Origin of the sequence: Streptomyces sp. NPDC007189 (genome assembly GCF_040703635.1) — a bacterium.
Lineage (GTDB): Bacteria > Actinomycetota > Actinomycetes > Streptomycetales > Streptomycetaceae > Streptomyces.
The window spans coordinates 384,814-406,202 of the sequence record NZ_JBEYEY010000006.1; the positions used below are offsets into that span (position 1 = coordinate 384,814).

At 73.5% G+C, this 21,389-nt stretch carries 18 protein-coding genes; 7 read left to right on the plus strand and 11 right to left on the minus strand.

Annotated elements, in window-relative coordinates; translation table 11 throughout:
• The first annotated feature begins 129 nt into the window (after nt 1-129).
• Genes AB0950_RS15935 through fxsT form a run of 3 tightly spaced genes read left to right on the plus strand, consistent with a single transcriptional unit; the run spans nt 130 to nt 7,483 of the window.
• Nucleotides 130-2,070, plus strand: a complete 1,941-nt coding sequence (locus AB0950_RS15935; protein ID WP_366778745.1) for a hypothetical protein — start codon at nt 130-132, stop codon at nt 2,068-2,070.
• Entirely contained in the window at nt 2,067-3,086 is a 1,020-nt protein-coding gene (locus AB0950_RS15940; RefSeq protein ID WP_360149976.1) for a MoxR family ATPase, read from the plus strand. Before AB0950_RS15935 ends, AB0950_RS15940 begins: the two co-directional genes overlap by 4 nt.
• Nucleotides 3,086-7,483 (plus strand): FxSxx-COOH system tetratricopeptide repeat protein, encoded by a 4,398-nt coding sequence (gene fxsT, locus AB0950_RS15945; protein ID WP_366778727.1) that lies wholly within the window; start codon nt 3,086-3,088, stop codon nt 7,481-7,483. Before AB0950_RS15940 ends, fxsT begins: the two co-directional genes overlap by 1 nt.
• Before the next feature lie 29 nt (nt 7,484-7,512).
• Here fxsT and AB0950_RS15950 read toward each other — a convergent pair whose 3' ends face one another.
• The 4 genes from AB0950_RS15950 to AB0950_RS15965 all read right to left on the minus strand — a co-directional run bounded on the left by AB0950_RS15950 (nt 7,513) and on the right by AB0950_RS15965 (nt 11,093).
• Nucleotides 7,513-9,282, minus strand: coding sequence for an HEXXH motif-containing putative peptide modification protein (locus AB0950_RS15950; RefSeq protein ID WP_366778728.1), 1,770 nt, complete (start codon nt 9,280-9,282; stop codon nt 7,513-7,515).
• Complete coding sequence (locus AB0950_RS15955) at nt 9,279-10,436, minus strand: FxsB family cyclophane-forming radical SAM/SPASM peptide maturase (protein ID WP_366778729.1); 1,158 nt, start codon at nt 10,434-10,436, stop codon at nt 9,279-9,281. The genes AB0950_RS15950 and AB0950_RS15955 overlap by 4 nt, the downstream gene beginning before the upstream one ends.
• Before the next feature lie 7 nt (nt 10,437-10,443).
• Complete coding sequence (fxsA, locus tag AB0950_RS15960) at nt 10,444-10,614, minus strand: FxSxx-COOH cyclophane-containing RiPP peptide (protein WP_360149964.1); 171 nt, start codon at nt 10,612-10,614, stop codon at nt 10,444-10,446.
• A 158-nt stretch (nt 10,615-10,772) separates the two neighbouring features.
• On the minus strand, nt 10,773-11,093 hold the full coding sequence (locus tag AB0950_RS15965; protein ID WP_360149961.1) for a CU044_2847 family protein: 321 nt from the start codon (nt 11,091-11,093) through the stop codon (nt 10,773-10,775).
• A 92-nt stretch (nt 11,094-11,185) separates the two neighbouring features.
• Here AB0950_RS15965 and AB0950_RS15970 point away from each other — a divergent pair, with 92 nt between their 5' ends.
• The gene (locus AB0950_RS15970) at nt 11,186-12,079 is read left to right on the plus strand and encodes a deoxyribonuclease IV (RefSeq protein ID WP_366778730.1); all 894 of its coding nucleotides are present in this window, start codon (nt 11,186-11,188) and stop codon (nt 12,077-12,079) included.
• A 59-nt stretch (nt 12,080-12,138) separates the two neighbouring features.
• On the opposite strand, the gene AB0950_RS15975 is transcribed toward AB0950_RS15970, so the two are convergent.
• Entirely contained in the window at nt 12,139-12,771 is a 633-nt protein-coding gene (locus AB0950_RS15975) for a sulfite oxidase-like oxidoreductase (RefSeq protein ID WP_360149955.1), read from the minus strand.
• A gap of 174 nt (nt 12,772-12,945) precedes the next feature.
• On the opposite strand from AB0950_RS15975, the gene bfr reads away from it, so the two are divergent.
• A complete protein-coding gene (bfr, locus tag AB0950_RS15980) occupies nt 12,946-13,464 on the plus strand; it encodes a bacterioferritin (protein ID WP_360149952.1) in 519 nt (172 codons plus the stop codon).
• Between the two features lie 17 nt (nt 13,465-13,481).
• Here bfr and AB0950_RS15985 read toward each other — a convergent pair whose 3' ends face one another.
• Both AB0950_RS15985 and AB0950_RS15990 read right to left on the minus strand, forming a co-directional pair.
• Nucleotides 13,482-13,706, minus strand: coding sequence for a (2Fe-2S)-binding protein (locus AB0950_RS15985; RefSeq protein ID WP_360149949.1), 225 nt, complete (start codon nt 13,704-13,706; stop codon nt 13,482-13,484).
• A 140-nt stretch (nt 13,707-13,846) separates the two neighbouring features.
• Nucleotides 13,847-15,199 carry a class II 3-deoxy-7-phosphoheptulonate synthase gene (locus tag AB0950_RS15990; RefSeq protein WP_360149946.1) on the minus strand — a complete coding sequence of 451 codons (1,353 nt, stop codon included), beginning with the start codon at nt 15,197-15,199 and terminating at the stop codon, nt 13,847-13,849.
• Between the two features lie 107 nt (nt 15,200-15,306).
• On the opposite strand from AB0950_RS15990, the gene AB0950_RS15995 reads away from it, so the two are divergent.
• Nucleotides 15,307-15,363, plus strand: coding sequence for a trp operon leader peptide (locus AB0950_RS15995; RefSeq protein ID WP_115913573.1), 57 nt, complete (start codon nt 15,307-15,309; stop codon nt 15,361-15,363).
• A gap of 90 nt (nt 15,364-15,453) precedes the next feature.
• Nucleotides 15,454-17,316 carry an anthranilate synthase family protein gene (locus tag AB0950_RS16000; protein ID WP_366778732.1) on the plus strand — a complete coding sequence of 621 codons (1,863 nt, stop codon included), beginning with the start codon at nt 15,454-15,456 and terminating at the stop codon, nt 17,314-17,316.
• Between the two features lie 48 nt (nt 17,317-17,364).
• On the opposite strand, the gene AB0950_RS16005 is transcribed toward AB0950_RS16000, so the two are convergent.
• The 4 genes from AB0950_RS16005 to AB0950_RS16020 all read right to left on the minus strand — a co-directional run bounded on the left by AB0950_RS16005 (nt 17,365) and on the right by AB0950_RS16020 (nt 21,269).
• Nucleotides 17,365-18,393, minus strand: a complete 1,029-nt coding sequence (locus tag AB0950_RS16005) for a 6-phosphofructokinase (protein ID WP_360149940.1) — start codon at nt 18,391-18,393, stop codon at nt 17,365-17,367.
• Between the two features lie 120 nt (nt 18,394-18,513).
• Nucleotides 18,514-19,191 carry a response regulator transcription factor gene (locus AB0950_RS16010; RefSeq protein ID WP_360149937.1) on the minus strand — a complete coding sequence of 226 codons (678 nt, stop codon included), beginning with the start codon at nt 19,189-19,191 and terminating at the stop codon, nt 18,514-18,516.
• Nucleotides 19,188-20,366: a DUF5931 domain-containing protein gene (locus tag AB0950_RS16015; protein WP_366778746.1), complete on the minus strand. Its 1,179-nt coding sequence runs from the start codon at nt 20,364-20,366 to the stop codon at nt 19,188-19,190. Before AB0950_RS16015 ends, AB0950_RS16010 begins: the two co-directional genes overlap by 4 nt.
• A 174-nt stretch (nt 20,367-20,540) precedes the next feature.
• A complete protein-coding gene (locus AB0950_RS16020) occupies nt 20,541-21,269 on the minus strand; it encodes a lysophospholipid acyltransferase family protein (protein ID WP_360150952.1) in 729 nt (242 codons plus the stop codon).
• Nucleotides 21,270-21,389 lie beyond the last annotated feature (120 nt).

Consider the following 21,389-nt stretch of genomic DNA (forward strand, 5'->3'; position numbering starts at 1 on the left):
GGCAGGGTCAACTCCCCGCCGCCGACGGCCCGTTGCCCCCTGCTTCCACCCCCTGCCAGGCCGCTACTATGGCGGCTCCGCAGACGCGCGTCCGGTCGCGGGGCAGACGGGGGGAGAGGTCTCTTGGGGGTGGAACCGGTCGCGGAGCTGACCGCAACCGACGTCTGGCAGGTGAGCATCCTCGGGCCCACGGGCGCCCCCGTGGGCGGCGGGGTCGTCATGCCGCCGCGGTACGTGCTGACCTGCGCGCACGTGGTGACGAGCGCCCTCGGCCGGCAGTGGCACGACGACCCGGGCGCCACCGTGACGATCGGCCTGAGCAACGGCCTGCGGCTGCGCGGCTCCCCCGGCGGCGGGCACCAGTACGCCGGCGGGCACTCGCACGAGGACTTCTCGGTGCTGACCCTGCACGGCGATCTGTCCCTGGTCGGCGACCGGTTCCCCACCTCGCACGGCCATCTGTCCGCCGGCTCCTACAGCGCGAAGCGGCGGATGCAGGTGTACGGCTATCCGCAGGGGCAGCCGCACGGCGTGTGGGCGGACTGCCTGATGGCCGGCCCCGGAGGGCCCGACTCGGCGCTGATCCAGCTGAACGACGCGCCCGACACCGGCCGCAGGGTCGGCAAGGGGTACAGCGGCTGCGGCGTGAAGGACGTGGCGACCTCCCGGGTGATGGGGCTGGCCGTGCTGCGGGACAAGGCGCCGGACGCGGGGGTGACGTGGATGATCCCCCTGGCGCGGCTGGCCCGGGCCTGGCCCCCGCTGCGCGCCGCCCTGGCGCTGTCCGGGGAGTTACCCCCGGACCCGCCGGGCGCCGAGCCGGACGCCGGCCCGCACCGGATGCCGTTCGACGACGGCCCGTTCGACGCGGAGGCCATGGACGACCTCTACCGTCTGCTGCTGGACGGCGCGGTGCCGCTGCCGGGTCTGGTGGGGCTGCGCGACGAGGCGCTCGGGCCGGTGCGCCGCCCCTGGCAGGGCGCGCCCGAGGACATCCTCGGGATCGTGCACGACCTGCAGCAGATCGCCCAGGCGGGCCGCCCGGTGCCGCCCCTGCTGGCCTTCGTCGCCGCGCTGTCCCAGCGGGTCCCGGGCACCCGCGGGCAGGAACTGGCCCGCTGGGTGCGCGGCCGGGCCGGGCACTGCGTGCCGGTGGTCGATCCGGGCCCGCTGCTGCAGCGGCGCTCGCGTCCGGCGCGGGCCGGCGCCCGGTGGACGTACGCCACGTTCCGCATCACGCCGGCCTCGCCGTCCCGGCACTATCTGCTCGACGTCTTCCAGGAGCACGAGGGCTCGCCGCGCGAGGCCGTGCAGCAGTACACCGACGCCCTGCGGCTGGCCGACGTCGAGCGGTTGATCAGGAAAGAGATCATCCGGATGCGCCGGGCGAAGGCCATCGACTCCCCGGATCTGTTCGTGGAGTTCGTCCTGCCCCGCGAACTGCTCGGCCGGCCCGTCGACGGGCTCCCGATCAGCACGCCCAGCGGCGCGGAGGTGCGCCTGGGGGTGGTGCATCCGGTCGCCGTGCGCAGCCTCGAGCGCCAGAACGAATCGGTTTGGCTCGGATGGGGGCATAACTGGTCCCGAAAGTGGGACAGGATGAGAGCGATGTCCGTACTCTCCGGGGAGCGGGTGGTCGATGTGTTGCCCGCCCGGAGCCAGGACACGGCGTCGTACGAAGTGCTGTTCTCCGCCCTGTACCCCGAGGACGGACCGCTCGCGCTGGTCCTCGGCTTTCCGCCGCGGGCGTCCCGGAAGCGCACGCCCGACCCGGAGTTCGACGCGGCCCTGGACGCGGGGATCCCCGCGCTGGTGTGGGCGCACGACGAGCAGGACGGGGCGCGCGTCACCCGTGAGCTGCCGGACCGGCTGCGGTCGACCGGCGTGCGGGGCCTGCCCGAGGCCGTGCTGCGGGCCCGGCGCGGCGAGTGGTCGCCGGTGCCCGCGGGCGGCGGGCCGCGCATCGCCGGCGGGCTGCGCCTGGGCTTCCTCTGGGACCCGTTCGACCGGCTGCCCCCGCAGACCCCCCTGGCCGCACCCGTTCCCGCCCCCGGAGGTGACCCCTCGTGACCGAGACCGGAAGCACGCAGACACCCGGGTGGTGGCTGTATCGCGGCGACGGCGTCCCGCACAACGCGATCGAACGGCTCCCCGACCCTCCGGGCTGGCGGCCGATCCAGCAGGGCACGCCCCCGGAAAAGGAGGAGCCCCTCGCCCCCGAGCCCGCCGACGCCCGGCGGGGCCGGGTCTTCCAGGTGGACCGGGGACTGGTCGACGTGGTCAACGCGGCGCTGCTGCTGCGCCGTCCGCTGCTGCTGACGGGCCGTCCGGGCACCGGCAAGTCGACGCTGGCCCACGCCGTCGCCTACGAGCTGGGGCTCGGGCCGGTCCTGCACTGGCCGGTGACCTCCCGCACCACCCTGCGCGACGGGCTGTACGCCTACGACGCGATCGGCCGGCTGCACGAGGCCAACCTGAAGCGGGCCGGCCTGGACACGGGCGAGGGCACCGGCGACATCGGCCGGTTCCTGCGGCTCGGGCCGCTGGGCACGGCGCTGCTGCCGCGCCGCCGGCCGCGCGTCCTGCTCGTCGACGAGCTGGACAAGAGCGACATCGACCTGCCGAACGATCTTCTGACCGTGTTCGAGGAGGGCCGCTTCGCGATCGAGGAGCTGCTGCGGCTGCCCCCGGAACAGCGCAGCGTGTCCGTGCGGACGGCGGACGGCGGCCAGGCGCGGGTGACGGACGGTCAGGTCGCCTGCTGGGCCTTCCCGTTCGTGGTCATCACCTCCAACGAGGAGCGGGAGTTCCCCGCCGCGTTCGCCCGGCGCTGCCTGCGGTACGACATCGAGCCTCCGGGTCCGGAGCGGCTCGCCGCGATCGTCGCCGCGCATCTGGGCGAGGAGGCGCTCGCGCAGGCGCGCCCGCTGGTGGAGGCGTTCCTCGTGGAGCAGGGCAACGGCAGCGTGGCGGTGGACCAGTTGCTGAGCGCCATCCAGTTGGCGCGCGCGGGTGCGGACGAGGACCGCGAGCAGTGGGAGGATCTGCTGCGCACGCTGTGGCGGCATCTCGAGACGGGGCCCTGATGGCGTACGAATCACCGGAGCGCCCCACTCCGGACGCGCGGGAGATCGCCGAAGTCCTCTGGCTCGCGGCGCGGTTGGCGCATGCCGAGGGCGCGGCGCAGGCCGGCCCGGCCGTCCGCAGGCCGCATCCGCTGACCGGGCTCACGGGCCAGCTGGAGCCGGATCCGCTCAGGCGCCGGCGCGACACCCCGGGCGACGAGGAACCGGACGAGGCGCACCCGGACGGCGCGGTGCGCGCGGGCATTCCCGCCCCGCGCACGCGGGGACCGGAGCTGCACGCCCGGGGTTTCCGCGCGCCGGCCGGCGACGCCGCGACGGCCGTACCGGCGCTGCCGGTCCGTTCGCCCGGGGTGCGGCCGCTGGCGAAGCCGGCCGAACTGGGGCGGGCGCTGCGGCCGCTGAGGCGCCGGGCCTCGTCCACGGTGCGGCACCGGATGGACGAGGAGGCCACCGCCGACCGCGCGGCGCAGACCGACGTCTGGGAGCCGGTGCTGGTCCCGGAGGAGGAGCCCTGGCTCGATCTGGTGCTGGTGGTCGACACCGGCGAGTCCATGGTGCTGTGGGACAGCGCGGTCGCCGAGCTGCGCACGGTGCTGCGCCGGGTGGGGGCCTTCCGCTCGATCACCGTGCGCTGGCTGGAGCATCTGGCGGACGGGACCCTCGCGGTGCGCACCACGGCGCCTCCCTGGTCCGGGGACGGGCCGCGCCGCCACGCCGGGCAGGGTCCGCCCGCGTACCACTCGCCGCGCGGCGCCGTACTGGTCCTCAGCGACGGCATCGGCCCCGGCTGGCGCTCGGGCGCGGCGCTCAGGCTGCTGGCCCGCTGGGCGCGCGGCCGGCCGACGGCGCTGGTGCAGCCGCTCGACCGGCGGCTGTGGCACCGCACCGCGCTGCGCCCGCTCCCCGTGACCCTGCACGCCTCCCGGCCCGGCGCCCCCAACGGCGACCTGCACGCCGGGACCGGTGTCCCCGGCGTGCTGGTGCCGGTGGTGGAACTGGCGCCCGCGGCCCTGCAGATGTGGGCCCGCCTGGTCGCCCGTCCGGAGTCGTCGCCGTTCCAGGGGTACGCCGTGGCGGCGGGCGACGCGGCGCGCCCGGCGCCGGCGCGGACGGCGCCGCCGCGGCCGGCCGAGGAGCGGCTGTCCCCGCTGGACCGGGTGCTCGCCTTCCGCGCGCAGGCCTCGCCCCAGGCCTTCGAGCTGGCCGGATACCTGGCCGCCGCCCCGCTGTTCCTGCCGGTGATGCGCCTGGTCCAGCAGGTCATGGCGCCCCGTACGACGCCGTCGCACCTCGCGGAGGTGTTCCTGTCGGGACTGCTGCACCCGGTGTCCGGTGACCGGCGGCGCCCGGCGGAGCAGACGGAGTTCGACTTCCCGCAGGACGTGCGCTCGCTGCTGCTCGGCTCCCTGCACCGGCAGGAGAGCCGCCGGGTCCTCACGGCCGTCTCGGACTACCTGGCCGAACACTCCTCGGCGCCGTACCGGTTCGACGCCACGCTGGCCGACCCGTCGGCGCGGCTGCCCTCACGCATCAGCGCGGAGAGCCTGCCCTTCGCCAAGGTGGACGCGGCGGTGGCCGACGCGCTGGGCGGGAGCTTCGCCGCCCGGGCGCGCGAGCTGCGCGGACTCATCTCCCGGCAGCAGCGCCCGGCGGGTCGCGGTGACGCTGTGCAGTCTTACGATTACGACGTGACCGACACCACATCCTTGGACAGCACTGCCGAAGCGGGGGCCGGCCGTCCCCACCCGGTCGAATCCGGCCGGGCGGCACAGACCCCCCGGCCATCAGCGGAAAGGGAATCATCCGTGGCCGAGTCCGCGTCTCGCCTGGCCGGCGTCGACGGCCCTTCGCGTACCGGGGGGCCGGGCAGCGCTCCCCTGCCGACGAACACCCGGCCGGTGCGGTTCGAGGAGAGCGTCCCGCAGGTGTGGGGCCGGCGCATCCCGCCGCGGAACCACATCTTCACCGGCCGGGACGAACTGATCACGCAGTTGCACGACCGGCTGGCCGACCGGCGCGCGGCCATCGTGCCGCAGGCGTTCTTCGGTCTGGGCGGAGTCGGCAAGACACAACTGGCTGTGGAGTACATCTACCGCTATCAGTCCCAGTACCAGCTGATCTGGTGGATCAACGCCGAGGACCCGGCGCTGGTCCGCTCCTCCATCGCCGCGCTCGCCCCGCACCTGGGCCTGGACGCGGCCCCCAGCGGCGACGAGGCGCTCCCGCTGGTCCTGGACAGCCTGCGCAGGGGAACGCCGTTCCGCAGATGGCTCCTGGTCTTCGACAACGCCGACCGGCCCGAGGACCTGGAGGAGTACTTCCCCTCCGGCGAGGGCCACATCCTGGTCACGTCACGCAACCAGAGCTGGGCGGGACACGCCCACCCCATCGCGGTGGACGTGTTCTCCCGGGCGGAGTCGGTGCGCTTCCTGCAGCGCCGGGTGCCGGGCATGCCCGCGCAGGACGCCGCGCGGCTGGCCGAGGCGCTGGGCGACCTCCCGCTCGCGGTGGAGCAGGCCGGCGCCTGGCACGCGGAGACGGCGATGTCGGTGGACGAGTACCTTCAGCTGCTGCGCGAGCACGCGGGACGGCTGCTGGACAGCTCGGTGCCGTCCGGCTATCCGCACTCCGTGGTGGCGACCTGGAACCTGGCCATGGAGCGGCTGGCCGAACGCAGCCCGGCCGCCGTGCAGTTGCTGCGGCTGTGCTCGTGCATGGCGCCGGAGCCGATCAGCTGGGCGGTGCTGCGCAGCGCGGCCTTCGCCCCGCTGCCGTCCCCGCTCGCCGAGGCGCTGCGCGACCCGGTGGAACTGGGCCTGGTCACCCGGGAGATCGGCCGGCTGGCGCTGGCCCGCATCGACCACCGCAGCAACAGCCTGCAGATGCACCGGCTGGTGCAGGCGGTGCTGTTCAACCAGATGTCCCCGCAGGAGCAGGAGGACACCTACCACCTCACCCATGTCCTGCTGGCGGCGGCCGACCCCAAGGAGCCGGAGGACGACGCCAACTGGCGGCGGTACGCCGAGCTGCGCCCGCACATCCGGCCCACCCGGGCGGTGGAGTGCGAGCACCGGGACGTCCGCGACCTGGTGATCAACGAGGTCCGCTATCTCTACCAGCACGGCGACTACACCGGCGGCGCCCAGCTCGCCGAGTTCGCGCGCGCGGAGTGGCGTGAGCGGCTCGGCGAGGACCATCCGCAGACCATGCGCATCACGCGCGCCTACGGCAACCTGATCCGCAGCTTCGGGCAGTTCCACGAGGCCCGGCGGCTCAACGCCGAGCTGCTGGAACGCACCCGCCGGGTGTACGGCGAGGACCACGAGGAGACCCTGGCGATCGCCAACAGCAACGCCGCCGACCTGCGGGTGCTGGGCGACTTCGAGGCGGCGGCGGAACGGGACGCGGACACTCTGGACCGGCTGATCACCGGTTTCGGGCCGGACCATCCGCTGGCCCTGATGTCCGCGGCCAACCGCGCGCTCGACCTGCGGCTGCTGGGCCGGTTCCAGGAGGCGCTGGAGCTGGACGCGGAGACCTACGAGCGGCGGGTGCGGATCTTCGGCCCGGACGACCCGCTGACCCTGGTGGTGGCCGCGAACTACGCCCGCGACCAGCGCGAGCTGGGCGACTACCACGGCTCCACGGAGTCGCTGCGCGCCCTGTACCCGAAGCTGCGTGACCGGCAGGGCCGCGAGCATCCGTACACCCTGGACGTGGCCAAGAACCTCGCCGTCTCGCTGCGGGCGATGGGCGCCTACGACGAGGCGTACGAGCGCTCCAGCCGTACGGTGGAACGCTGCCGGGCCCGGTACGGCGAGGGGGACCTGAACACCCTGGCCGCGATCGGCAACCACGCCGTCGACCTGCTGCTGCGCGGTGAGCTGGAGGAGTCCGAGCGGCTGGCCGCGCTGGCCGTGAACGGGTACGAGCAGCTCTTCGGCTCGGACCACCCGTATCTGCCGATGACGGAGACCAATCACGCCGTGATCCTGCGGGCGCTCGGCGAGCACGAGCGGGCGCTGTCGCTGAACCTGTCCGCCTACGAGAAGCTGGAGCGCCGGTTCGGCCCGGGGCACAACTGCACGCTGCGCTGCGGGGTGAACCTCGCCAACGACCTGCACTCCGCGGGCCGCTTCGAGGACGCGATGCGGGCGAACACCCGTCATCTGGACGCACTGCGCGACACCCTCGGTCCCGACCACCCGGTCACGCTGGTGTGCGGCGGCAACCTCGTGCACGACCTGCGGTCACTGGGCCGCGAGGAGGAGGCCGAAGCGCTCCTCGCCGACGTCCTGACGCGGTTCGCCCGGACACTGGGCCCCACCTACCCGGTGGCCGAGGTCTTCTCCCGCGGCGAGCGCGCGTTCTGCGACATCGAAACCCCGGTGTTCTGAGGGAACCGACACGGAGGCGGTGGTTCTCCTCAGCCGGTGGACCATCCGGTGTCCCGGGGGGCGCCGGTGTCCGGCCCGGCGTCGGTAGCCGCCGCAGGGTTCCCGGCCAGCCAGGCTGCGAGGGTCAGGGGGTCCGGGGGGTGGGTTCCTGCGGTGGTGGTGGCCAGTTCGTGGTGCAGGTCCCGGACGAGTTCGGTGCGGCGGCGCAGCACGGCGGCGCCCGGGAGCCGTTCCTCCGTCACGGAGGCGGCCAGGGCGGCCCAGTGTTCGAGCCGGTCGGGGGCGGCGGCGACCGCTTCGGCGGTCTGGTGAGCGGGCGGTGCCCGGTGGGCGCCGCGCTGCCGCGCCGCCCAGCGGCCGAACTCGGCGCCCGGCCCGGCCACGGGACCCGAGGCGGGCCGGATGTCACCGGACGGCAGCGGTCCGGCGGGCAGCCCGGCGCGCCACTGCTCGGCCAGCTGCTTGACGGCGGTGCCCTCGGGCACGGCCCAGCGCAGCCGCCACACCGCCTCGGTACCGGCCTCCACGCGCGCTGCGACCCGGACGGGCCCGGGATCCAGGGAGACGGCCCGCACGGTCTGCGCAGCCCGGTCGAGGAACCGGGCGCCGAGCCGGGTGAGCCTGAGCCGGCTCGCCGCCTCCGTCACGCCCCGCTCGGCCTGGGCGCGGATCAGCGCCAGCCGCCACACCGCGTCGGTGCGTTCGGGTGCGGTCCGCCCGGCGCTGCGCTGCTGCCAGAACGCCAGGTCCCCGAGGTGGGCGTAGATGCCCTGGAGCAGTCCGGCGGGCGGGCGCGGGTCGGGTCGCCAGGGTGCGTACAGGCGGGGACGGCCGTCCGGCTCGTGCAGGGTCACCAGGTCGGCGAGCGCGCTGAGCTTGCTGTGCTGGAACTCGTGCAGCAGGGTCAGCGCCAGCCGGTCGGGGTCGGCGGGCCAGGAGGCCAGGACGGTGCCGAAGGCGTGCCGTGAGGTCGCGGAGGTGACCCCGCGGGCGGGCGCGGGCAGCGGGACGACAGCGCCCAGTCCGGCCGCGAGTTCCTCGGCGCGCCCAGGATGGCTGTCGACCAGGATCCGCCAGGCCGACCGGAGCAGTTCCTGCCAGGCCGCGGGGCGGGCGCTGGCCGTGTCCAGGGAGGGCAGCCGGGGGTCCGCGGTCTCCAGCGGAAGCCGCAGCGCCAGCCCCCGGTGCCGGGCCTCCAGGAAGGCCACGGCCTGCCAGTCGTGCCCCTCCCGGCCCGGGTCGCGCGGCAGCCGCCGTACCTCTCCCGGCAGCCGGATCTCCACCTGGCAGCCGTGGCCCCGGGCGGACCGCGCGCCGTCCGCGCCAAGGTGAGCCTGGGGCCGGGGCGTGACCACGACCAGCGCCTCGCCGACCGGGCCGAGCCGGGTGGCCGTGCCCAGGCCGGACAGATACAGGGCGCCGTCGTGCACCGGTACCGCGATCTCGGCGCCGGTCCCGGCGCGTACGGCGGCGACCGCGGCGAGGGCGCCGAGGTCACCCGCACTGCATCCGCCGTGCCGGTGGGCCGGGCAGTCGCCCGCGGCGCGCGCGGCCCAGGTGCCGAACGAGGAGGCGTCGATCACGCTGCGGGCCGCGGCGGGGTCGGCGCGTTCCACCCGGGCGAGCAGGGCGGCGGCCGGCTCGGCGGCGGGCCCGCAGGGGCCGTCCAGGATCCGCCGCAGCAGCAGGAGGTTGCGGCTGCGCCGGGCCTGGCGCAGCAGCCGTACGGCCTCCGGGCCGCCCCCGCCGGCGGCGAGCGCGTCGAAGACGGGGTCCGGGATGACATGCGTGGCGATCACCCCGGACGCCCCGCGCAGCGGGCCACCCAGCGCCGGATGTGCCGGATGAGCAGCAGCAGGTCCGCGCAGTAGACGCTCGGCCGCCGGTATCCGCCGCCCGGGCCGTAGCGGTGGCCGTATTCGCCGCCGCCGCACACGGACAGCTCGGCGCAGTCAAGGCACTGCTGGGCGAGCACCCGCAGGCCGGCCTGCCGGGCGGCGAACCCGGGGTGCAGCAGGACGTCGTCGAAGGAGTGGCGGTAGACGTCCAGGCCGGTGGCGGAGGCGCCGTCGTACCCGGTGCGCAGGGCGTCGTTCTGGTGGATGCCGCCGTCGGCCTCGACGAAGGCGGACACCGAGCGGGTGACGCCGACCCAGTCCAGCCGGCTGCGGCCGCCGAGCACGGAGTGCAGCAGTTCGTCCAGCAGCCGCACCGAGGTCTCCTTGCGCGGCGCTCCGGCCCAGCGGTCGAAGACGGCCGCGAGCCAGGTGCCGTAGGCGCCGGCCGGTGCGGGCGGGCGGGCGCCCCAGTGGGCGTGCGGCAGCAGGAAGTCGATCAGCGGGGGGCGGGTCTGAAGCAGTGACTCGTAGACGGCAACAGGGTCCCGGAATGGGTCGACGGTGCACAGCAGCCCGGCGTACAGGTGCGGGTACTGGGTGGACAGGCGGTGCAGTCCGGCCGTCACCCGGTCGTAGGAGCCGGCGCCGGAGGGGGTGCGGCGGTGCGCGTCGTGCGCCTGCCGGTCCCCGTCCACGCTGACCCCGACCCGCACCCGGTGTTCGGCCAGGGTGTGCAGCATGCGGGGGCCGAGCAGCGTGCCGTTGGTCTGGACGGTGAACTCGGCCTCGGCGCCCGCCTCTTCGACGATCGCGCGCACGGTGCCCACGATTCGGCCGATACCCGTCGGTCCGGCCAGCAGCGGCTCGCCTCCGTGCAGCACGATCCGGAGCTGCCGCAGCCCGTGCCGCGTCGCGTGCTCGGCGATGCGCCGGGCCGTCTGCCGCACCGTCTGCGGGCTCATGGCGGCGGGCTGGCGGCGCCAGGTCCGGTCGGCGTGCTCGTAGATGATGCAGTAGTCGCAGGCCAGATTGCACCGGCTGCGTATCTTGACGACGAACTGGCGCAGCGGGACGGGCCGCCAGCCCTGTTCGAAAAGCGCCTCGACGTCTGCCATCGGCCCGTCAGGGGCTCGACTGCCAGCTGTTGTACGCGTCCTCGCCGGACTCCGCCGCCTCCGCCCGGAGCCGCTCCAGGGCCGCCGCGAGCACGGAGCCCGGCAGCGCGCGCAGTTCGTCGACGGTGAACGCGGCGATGTCCGGCAGTTCGCACCCGACCCCCGTCGTCTCTTCCATGCCTGTGCCCCTTCCGTCTCCGGGACATCCGGCATACGGCCCGCACCGCGGCGTCCGCGCCACTTGGGCATGGTAGGCGTCCTCCCCCGGCTGCGGGAGAAGGCCGTACGCACGCTGCGACGGATCCGGACACCTCGGCTCGGCCGCGCCGGGCCCCGCTAGTTCTCCCACACGGCCCGGACGACCAGGTGTGCCTCACCGGTCGCCTTGGCCAGGACCGCTCCGGTCTCCCCGCTGAGCTTCACTCCGAACTCCAGTTCAAGGCGGCGCGGGGCGACCGCGAGCGAGGTGATCCGGGCGTGCGCCTCCGCCGCCATCCGCCGGATGCCGTCGAGCGCCTCCCCGAGGCCCTCCTGGGCCCGTCTGACGACCGTGCCGCCGTTGACCGAGATCTCCTCCAGGCCGTAGAGGTCCTCGTCGACCGGTTCGACGAGGACCCTGCCCCCGTCCGGGAGCGAGAAGCTGACGACGTCCCCCATGTGCACCCTCCCCTGGCGTCCGCGCGGGCGCGCTGGTGCAGTCGTACCCTGATCGGGGGCGTCCCCACACGTCCTGGCATGCTGGGTGGGCCATGACCTCACCATCCTCCCCCTCGCTCCCGGCCCCCGCTGCCCGCAACCCCGTCGGCGCCCATGTGCCCGTCGCCGGTGGTCTGCACTCGGTGGGGCTGCCCTACGCCCGTGCGCTGAAGGCGGAGGCCGTGCAGGTCTTCGTGGCCAACCCGCGCGGCTGGGCCACCCCTGCGGGCAGCCCCCGGCAGGACGAGGCGTTCCGGGCGGCCTGCGCCGAGGAGTCGATCCCGGCGTACGTCCACGCCCCCTATCTGATCAACTTCGGCTCGCACACCGAGGCGACCGTGGAGCGGTCGGTGGAGTCGCTGCGGCACTCGCTGCGGCGCGGGCGCGAGATCGGCGCGCTCGGCGTGGTCGTGCACACCGGGAGCGCGACCGGCGGGCGGAGCAGGCAGGTGGCCCTGCAGCAGGTACGGGCGCGTCTGCTGCCGCTGCTGGACGAGCTGACCCACGACGACGATCCGTACCTGCTGCTGGAGTCGACGGCCGGGCAGGGCGCCTCGCTGTGCTCGCGCACCTGGGACTTCGGGCCGTACTTCGAGGCGCTGGACGCCCATCCCAGGCTCGGGGTGTGCCTGGACACCTGCCACGTCTTCGCCGCCGGCCACGACCTGACCGGGCCGAGCGGCATGCACCAGACCCTCGACCTGCTGGTGGACACGGTCGGCGAGGGCCGGCTGAAGCTGATCCACGCCAACGACTCCAAGGACGTGGCCGGCGCGCACAAGGACCGGCACGAGAACATCGGCGCCGGCCACATCGGCGAGGACCCGTTCCGGGCGCTGATGACCCACCCGGCGACCGAGGGCGTCCCCCTGATCATCGAAACGCCCGGCGGCAGGGAGGGGCACGCGGCGGACGTGGAGCGGCTGAAGAAGCTCAGGGACGGCTGACGGGCCGGGACGGGCCCGGTCCACAGCTCAGGGACGGCTGACGGACCGGAGGGTTCGGCTCACAGCTCCGGGCCCTCCCCCGGCTGCTCCTGGTAGGAGTAGCGCTGTTCCTTCCACGGGTCGCCGATGTTGTGGTAGCCGCGTTCCTCCCAGAAGCCGCGGCGGTCGGCGGTCATGTACTCCACCCCGCGGACCCACTTCGGGCCCTTCCAGGCGTACAGGTGCGGCACGATCAGGCGGACCGGGAAGCCGTGCTCGGCGGTGAGCAGCTCGCCGTCCTTGTGGGTGGCGAAGAGGGTGCGGTCGGAGGCGAAGTCCGACAGGCGGAGGTTGGAGCTGAAGCCGTACTCCGCCCAGACCATCACATGGGTGACGTCCGGCGCCGGCGGGGCCAGGTCCAGGATCACGGCGGCCGGGATGCCGCCCCACTCCGCGCCGACCATGCTGAACTTCGTCACGCAGTGCAGATCGGCCACCACGGTGGTGTACGGCAGGGCCGTGAACTCCTCGTGGTTCCAGACGTGCTTGTCACCGTCGGCGGTGGCGCCGAAGACCCGGAACTCCCAGCGCTCGGGGCGGAACTTCGGCACGGGCCCGTAGTGCGTGACCGGCCAGCCGCGCTGGAGCCGCTGACCCGGCGGAAGCTCGGACCCTGCCGTCGCTCCAGACGCTCGCTCCACCGGATGACCCATGTATCCATCCTGACAGACCCCGGGCAGTGCCCTTGACCACCCCCCGAAACCGGACAAGGGCCAGCAACTCATGACGTACGTACTAAGTGCATACTTACTGGACGATCTTCGTCGCCGGTGCCATCATGCGGCGCTATCGGCCGGGTCCGGCTTACCTGGAAGGAGTCCATTGCGATGCAGGGCGACCCCGAGATCATCGAACTGCTCAACGAGCAGCTGACCGCCGAGCTGACCGCGATCAACCAGTACTTCCTGCACGCCAAGCTCCAGGACCACAAGGGCTGGTCGAAGCTCGCCAGGTACACCCGGGCCGAGTCCTTCGACGAGATGCGGCACGCGGAGGTCCTCACCGACCGCATCCTGCTGCTCGACGGCCTGCCGAACTACCAGCGGCTCTTCCATGTCCGGGTCGGGCAGACGGTGACCGAGATGTTCCAGGCCGACCGGCAGATCGAGGTCGAGGCCATCGACCGGCTGCGCCGCGGCATCCGGCTGATGCGCGAGAAGGACGACATCACCTCGGCGAACGTCTTCGAAGCGATCCTGGCCGACGAGGAGCACCACATCGACTACCTGGACACCCAGCTGGAACTCCTGGACAAGCTGGGCGAGGCGCTCTACCTCTCGACCGTGATCGAGCAGAGCCAGCCCGACCCCTCGGGCCCCGGCACCGGCGGCTTCTCCACGCACTGAGCGGCCGGACGCGGCTGCTAGGCCGCGTCGTCCAGGCGCTCCAGCGCCGGGGCGCGCCGCTCGATCAGCTCCCGGCGGGGACAGGCGCCCCGGCCGAGGAGAGCCTGGATGCGCCGTACGCAGCCGCCGCAGTCCGTGCCCGCCTTGCAGGCGGAGGCTATCTGGCGGGGGGTGGAGGCGCCGTCCTGCGCGTGCCGCCGGACCTGGGCCTCGGTGATGCCGAAGCAGCTGCAGACGTACACGCGGCGCACCTCCCGACGGGATCGCTGTATGACTGCCATCCCGTATCTCGGTGAGGCAAACCTAACCTTACCTATCCCGTGGGCGCGCGCAAAAGGGGAAGGGGCGCGGATCCTGTGTGATCCGCGCCCCTTCCGTCCGCTCACTGGTCCCGGTACATCTCCGCGACGAGGAACGCCAGGTCCAGCGACTGGCTGCGGTTCAGCCGCGGGTCGCAGGCCGTCTCGTAGCGCTGGTGCAGGTCGTCGACGAAGATCTCGTCACCGCCGCCGACGCACTCGGTGACGTCGTCGCCGGTCAGCTCCACGTGGATGCCGCCGGGGTGGGTGCCGAGCGCCTTGTGGACCTCGAAGAAGCCCTTGACCTCGTCGAGCACGTCGTCGAAGCGGCGGGTCTTGTGCCCGGAGGCCGCCTCGAAGGTGTTGCCGTGCATCGGGTCGGTGACCCAGGCCACCGTCGCGCCGGACGCCGTGACCTTCTCCACCAGCTCGGGGAGCCGGTCGCGGATCTTGTCGGCGCCCATGCGGACGATGAAGGTCAGCCGGCCCGGCTCCCGCTCGGGGTCGAGGCGGTCGATGTACTGCAGCGCCTCCTCGGCCGTCGTCGTCGGGCCGAGCTTGATGCCGATCGGGTTGCGGATCCGCGAGGCGAACTCGATGTGCGCGCCGTCCAGCTGGCGGGTGCGCTCACCGACCCACACCATGTGCGCGGAGACGTCGTACAGCTTGCCGGTGCGCGAGTCGACCCGGGTCAGGGCGGACTCGTAGTCCAGCAGCAGCGCCTCGTGCGAGGCGAAGAACTCGACGGTCTTGAACTCCTCCGGCTCGGCGCCGCAGGCCCGCATGAAGTTCAGCGCGTTGTCGATCTCGCGGGCGAGCTGCTCGTAGCGCTGGCCCGACGGCGAGGTCTTCACGAAGTCCTGGTTCCAGGCGTGCACCTGGCGCAGGTCGGCGTAACCGCCGGTGGTGAAGGCGCGCACCAGGTTCAGCGTGGAGGCCGAGGCGTTGTACATGCGCTTCAGCCGCTCGGGGTCCGGGATGCGGGACTCGGGCGTGAACTCGAAGCCGTTGACGGAGTCGCCCCGGTACACCGGCAGCGTCACGCCGCCGCGGGTCTCGGTCGGCTTGGAGCGGGGCTTGGAGTACTGCCCGGCGATCCGGCCGACCTTCACCACGGGCACGGAGGCCGCGTAGGTGAGGACGGCGCCCATCTGGAGCAGCGTCTTCAGCTTGTTGCGGATGTGGTCGGCGGACACCGCGTCGAAGGCCTCGGCGCAGTCGCCGCCCTGGAGGAGGAACGCCTCTCCCTTGGCGACGGCCGCCATCCGGGCGCGCAGCTGGTCGCACTCGCCCGCGAAGACGAGCGGCGGATACGACTCGAGGTCCGCGATCACTGCGCGCAGAGCCTCGGGGTCGGGGTACTCGGGCTGCTGCGCCGCGGGCAGGTTTCGCCAGGTGTTGCCAGCGCCGGGGCTGGTCTTAGCGTTCACGGTCACCTCGTAAACATTACGGGGTCGTGTCGCGTGCCCCATCTTCTGGCTCGAAGGGTGAGACGCGAGGGTTGTCCTGTGGACGCGGGGGCGGGTGCGGTAGGGTTCGTGCCATGTTCGCGCTGTCGATCCAGAACTGGTGGTGGACCGCTCATCCGGCGGCCCACTGATCGCGCGTACGCAAGACTTCGCGAAGGCCGCCCGAGGGGCGGCCTTCGGCGTGTCCGGGGCCGTTCCTCCCCATCGACGGAAGAGGAACCATGGACCTGGCACAGCTGCTGCACGACGACCGCCCCTTCGCCCTGCTCCGCCGCCGCACCCCGGGCCGCGACGAGCACACGGTGGAGGTGCTGGCCGGCCCCGTGACCCGCCGCGACCGGCTCGCCGACCTGCCCGAGGAGGGCCTCGCGCTGGTGCCGTTCCGGCAGATCCGCGAGCGCGGCTTCGACGTCCGCGACGACGGCACCCCGCTGCTGGTGCTGGTCCCCGAGGAGTCGTACGAGATCCCGCTGGAGGAGGCCCTGCGTCAGCTGCCCGGTCATGACGTGCGGGTCGAGGGCGGCGGCTTCGACGTCGGCGACGAGGCGTACGGCGAGATCGTCGGCCGGGTGCTGCGCGAGGAGATCGGCCGGGGCGAGGGCGCGAACTTCGTGATCCGGCGGACGTACGAGGGCGAGATCCCGGGGTTCGGCCGGGCCGACGCGCTCGCCCTGTTCCGCCGGCTGCTGGAGGGCGAGCGGGGCGCGTACTGGACGTTCGTCGTGCACACCGGAGAGCGGACGCTGGTCGGGGCCAGTCCCGAGGTGCACGTGCGGATGTCCGGCGGGACGGTCGTCATGAACCCGATCAGCGGGACCTACCGCTATCCCGCCGAGGGCCCGACCCCCGAGCACCTGCTGGCCTTCCTCGCCGACGGCAAGGAGATCGAGGAGCTGTCGATGGTCGTCGACGAGGAACTGAAGATGATGTGCACCGTCGGCGACATGGGCGGGGTGGTCGTCGGGCCGCGCCTGAAGGAGATGGCGCACCTCGCGCACACCGAGTACGAGCTGCGCGGGAAGTCCTCGCTCGACGTCAGGGACGTGCTGCGCGAGACGATGTTCGCGGCCACCGTCACCGGCTCGCCCGTGCAGAACGCCTGCCGGGTCATCGAGCGCCACGAGGTCGGCGGCCGCGGGTACTACGCGGGCGCCCTCGCCCTGCTCGGCCGGGACTCCGGCGGGGCGCAGACCCTGGACTCCCCCATCCTGATCCGCACCGCCGACATCTCGGCGCGGGGCCGGCTGCGCGTCCCGGTCGGCGCCACGCTGGTGCGCGGCTCGGACCCGGCGGGCGAGGTCGCGGAGACCCACGCCAAGGCGGCGGGCGTGCTGGCGGCCCTCGGGGTACGGCCGTCCCGGCCGCGCGCGGAGCGGGAGCGGCCCCGGCTGGCCGACGACCCGCGGGTGCGGGCCGCGCTGGACGGGCGCCGCTCGGCGCTGGCGCCGTTCTGGCTGCGGATGCAGGAGCGTTCCGCGGCGGTGGAGGGGCACGCCCTGGTGGTGGACGGCGAGGACACCTTCACCGCGATGCTCGCGCACGTGCTGCGCTCGGGCGGCCTGGAGGTGACGGTACGGCGGTACGACGAGCCGGGACTGCGGGCGGCGGTGCTCGCGCACGAGGGGCCGGTGGTGCTCGGCCCGGGGCCGGGCGACCCGGCCGACCTCGCCGACCCGAAGATGCGTCTGCTGCGGGAGCTGACCGCCGCGGTGGTCCGGGAGCACCGGCACGGGGTGCTCGGCGTCTGCCTGGGCCATGAGCTGATCGCGGCGGAACTGGGCCTGGAGGTCGTCCGCAAGGAGGTGCCGTACCAGGGGGCGCAGACCACGGTCGACCTGTTCGGGCGGCCCGAGACGGTCGGGTTCTACAACAGCTTCGTCGCCCGCTGCGACGACGAGACGGCCCGGGAGCTGGCCGCGCACGGCATCGAGGCGAGCCGGGCGGCGAACGGCGAGGTGCACGCGCTGCGGGGGCCCGGCTTCGCGGGCGTGCAGTTCCACCCGGAGTCGGTCCTCAGCCTGAACGGGGCTGCCGTGGTGCGGGAGCTGATCGGCCGGCTGCGCGGGGCGAGCACGGCGAGGTGAGCGGACGGGCCCGGGGACCGCCAGGTCCCCGGGCCCGGCACCGGACTCTCAGCCGAAGAACACCCCGACCTCCTCGTACAGCTTCGGGTCCACCGTCTTCAGCTTGGCCGTGGCATCCGCGAGGGGGACGCGGACGATGTCGGTGCCGCGCAGGGCGACCATCGTGCCGAAGTCGCGGTCGTGGACGCAGTCGACGGCGTGCAGGCCGAACCGGGTGGCGAGCCAGCGGTCGAAGGCGCTGGGCGTGCCGCCGCGCTGGACATGGCCGAGGACCGTGGTGCGGGCCTCCTTGCCGGTGCGGCTCTCGATCTCCTTGGCCAGCCACTCGCCGACCCCGGAGAGCCGGACGTGCCCGAAGGAGTCGAGCGACCCGTCCTTGAGCACCATGTCGCCGTCCCTCGGCATGGCGCCCTCGGCGACGACCACGATCGGCGCGTACGACGCCCGGAAGCGGGAGGTGACCCAGGCGCAGACCTGCGCGACGTCGAAGCGCTGCTCGGGGATGAGGATGACGTTGGCGCCGCCGGCCAGGCCCGAGTGCAGGGCGATCCAGCCGGCGTGACGGCCCATCACCTCCACCACCAGCACCCGCATATGGGACTCGGCGGTGGTGTGCAGGCGGTCGATGGCCTCGGTGGCGATGTTGACGGCGGTGTCGAAGCCGAAGGTGTAGTCGGTGGCGGACAGGTCGTTGTCGATCGTCTTGGGCACGCCGACGCAGGGCACCCCGTATTCGTCGGACAGCCGGGCGGCGACGCCGAGGGTGTCCTCGCCGCCGATGGCGACGAGGGCCTCGACGTCCAGCTTGGCCAGGTTGTCCTTGATCCGGCGGATGCCGTTCTCCTCTTTGAGGGGGTTGGTGCGCGAGGAGCCCAGGATGGTGCCGCCGCGGGGCAGGATGCCGCGCACCGCGGGGATGTCGAGGCGGACGGTGGCGCCTTCGAGAGGACCCCGCCAGCCGTCCCGGAAGCCGACGAAGTCATAGCCGTACTCCTGCACGCCCTTGCGGACGATGCCCCGGATGACGGCGTTGAGCCCGGGGCAGTCGCCGCCTCCGGTCAGTACTCCGACCCGCATGGAAATGTCCCTTCACCGCGGTTCCCTGACAGAGAGTCACGTTATGGTGATTCAGGTCACACGGGGAGGGGCGGGACGGGTGATTTCGGGGCATTGCCGGATGCGGACCGGGGCGGGGGGCTACTCCTCGTCGAGGCCGCGCTCTATGGCGTACCGCACCAGCTCGACCCTGTTGTGCAGCTGGAGCTTGCCGAGGGTGTTCTGCACGTGGTTCTGCACCGTGCGGTGCGAGATGACCAGGCGTTCGGCGATCTGCTTGTAGCTCAGGCCCTTGGCGACCAGCCGCAGCACCTCCGTCTCCCGGTCGGTCAGCCGGGGCGCGCCGGGCCTGTCCGTGTCGGACGCGGCCGCCGGCTCGGCGGCCAGCCTGCGGTACTCGCCGAGGACGAGTCCGGCGAGGCCCGGCGTGAACACCGGGTCGCCGACGGCGGTTCGGCGCACGGCGTCCAGCAGTTCCTCGGTGGAGGCCGACTTCAGCAGGTAGCCGGTCGCGCCGGACTTCACCGCCTCCAGCACGTCGGCGTGCTCGCCGCTCGCGGACAGGACCAGGACCCGCAACGCCGGGTTATGGCCGACCAGTTCCTTGCACACCTGCACGCCGGGCTTGGCCGGGAGGTTCAGGTCCAGCACGAGCACGTCGGGGGCGGCGGCCTTGGCGCGGCGGACCGCCTGCTCGCCGTCGCCGGCCGTCGCCACCACATGGAAGCCGGACTCGGTCAGGTCCCGGGCGACCGCGTCGCGCCACATGGGGTGGTCGTCCACCACCATGACCTTGATCGGGTCCCGCTGCTCGCTCATCGACGCCCCGCCTTCACGTTCTTCGGTACTTTCAGTTCCACTTCCGTGCCCTGCCCGGGCACGGAGACGAGTTCGGCGCTGCCGCCCAGGTCGCGCAGCCGCCCCCGGATCGACTGGGCCACACCGAGCCGGCCCTCCCCCTCGGCCTGGGCGAGCCGGCCCTCGGGGATGCCCGGACCGTCGTCCCGGACGGTCACCACGATCTCGTCCGGCTCGTCCTCGACCAGGATCCAGGCCCGGGCCCCGTCCCCGGCGTGCCGGCGTACGTTGTCCAGGGCGGCGCCGACCGCGGCGGCCAGCTCCCGCGCGGCCGGCCCGGGCAGCTCGACCGGCGCCCCGGGCTCGGCCAGACTCACCCGGGCGCACGCGTAGGAAGCCAGCAGCGAACGCAGGTCGACCGGTCCCTCGTCGTCGGGTTCCTCGACGGCGTGTACGACGGCCCCGGCGGCGTCCCGCGCCACCCGGGAGACCGGCACCAGGGCGCCGGAGACCAGGGTGCGCAGCGCCACCTCCTGCTCCCCGGCGAGCCGCCCCAGCTCCGCCGCCTCGCCGCCGATGACCGCGCCGCGCCGCTGCACCATCGCCAGCACCTGGAGCACGCCGTCGTGGATGTCCCGGGCCAGCCGCTCCCGCTCCCGGGTCGCGGCCTCGATCTCCAGGGCGCGGGCGAGGGTGCGCTCGGAGGCGCGGGCGACCTCCACGACGTAGCCGATGGCGATCGAGGCCACCCAGACGAGGATCACGTTGTGCACGGTGTCCCGGGCGGGGTGCCCGCGCTCGACGAGGTTGGCCGCGGCCACGCCGGTGGAGGCGACGGCCGCCCAGCGCCAGCCGCCCTTGAGGGCGAAGGCCAGCACCGAGCCGGCGGTCCATATCGACGGCAGGGTGGGGCCGCCGCCGGCGATCCGCTCGTGGTTGTCGGCGAGCGGGGTGAGCAGGACGCCGAGGAGCGCGACGGTCAGGTCGGCGGCCAGGAAGGCCTTGGTGCAGCTCGCCGCGTTCCGCACCCGGGGCAGGGTGGCGAGCGTCCACACCACCAGGAGGGCGTAGTAGGCGACGGCGACCCAGGGCCGTACGAAGTGGGAGTACGCGCTGGCGCACAGGCCGATGGCGTACAGCATCGTCAGGACCCGGTAACCGGTGAGCGCACGCCACAGCGGCAGCTCGACCGACATCCGCAGCACGGCCCGGCGCCCGGCTCGCGCGCCGCCGGGCGCCGAGCGGGCGGCCCTGCCCGGGCCCTCGGACCCGCGCATGCTCGTCCCGGCGCCGTCGACGCGCCCAGCGGCTGCGTCGCCCTCACGCTCGGCCATGTCCCCCGTCCCCCCGGCCCCTGCTGGGGGCCCTCGCTAGTCCTCTGCCTTCTTCTTCTCGGCGTCCTTCTTCTCGGCCTCCTTGGCCGCCTTCGCCGCCTCCGCGATCTGCCGCTTGGCGGCGGTCGCGTACATGTCGACGTACTCCTGACCGGAGAGCTTCATGATCTCGTACATGACCTCGTCGGTCAGCGCGCGCAGGACGAAGCGGTCGTGCTCCATGCCGTGGTAGCGGCTGAAGTCCAGCGGCTTGCCGATGCGGATGCCGGGCCGCATCAGCTTCGGCATCACCTTGCCGGGCGGCTGGATCTTCTCGGTGTCGATCATCGCCACCGGGATGACCGGAGCGCCGGTGGCGAGCGCCACGCGCGCGAGGCCGCCGGGCTTGCCCCGGTAGAGGCGGCCGTCGGGCGAGCGGGTGCCCTCGGGGTAGATGCCGAACAGCTCGCCGCGCTCCAGCACCTCTATGCCGCTCCTGACCGCCGCCTCACCGGCGCCGCGCGCCCCGGAGCGGTCCACCGGGAGCTGTCCGACGCCCTTGAAGAACGCGGCGGTCAGCCGGCCCTTCACCCCGGGCGTCGTGAAGTACTCCGCCTTGGCGATGAAGGTGACCTTGCGGTCCAGCACCGCGGGCAGGAAGAAGGAGTCCGAGAAGGACAGGTGATTGCTCGCCAGTATGGCGGGGCCCTCGGCCGGGATGTTCTCCAGGCCTTCCACCCAGGGTCTGAAGGCGACCTTCAGCGGCCCCCCGATGGCGACCTTCATCGTGCCGTACAACACCCGCGTGCCTCCTGTTTCCGTCGAACAGACCTTAACCCGCGGGACCGTCAAAGCACCCGACGACCCTGGTCGGTGTCAGTGCGGTCGCGTACGGTGAAGCACATC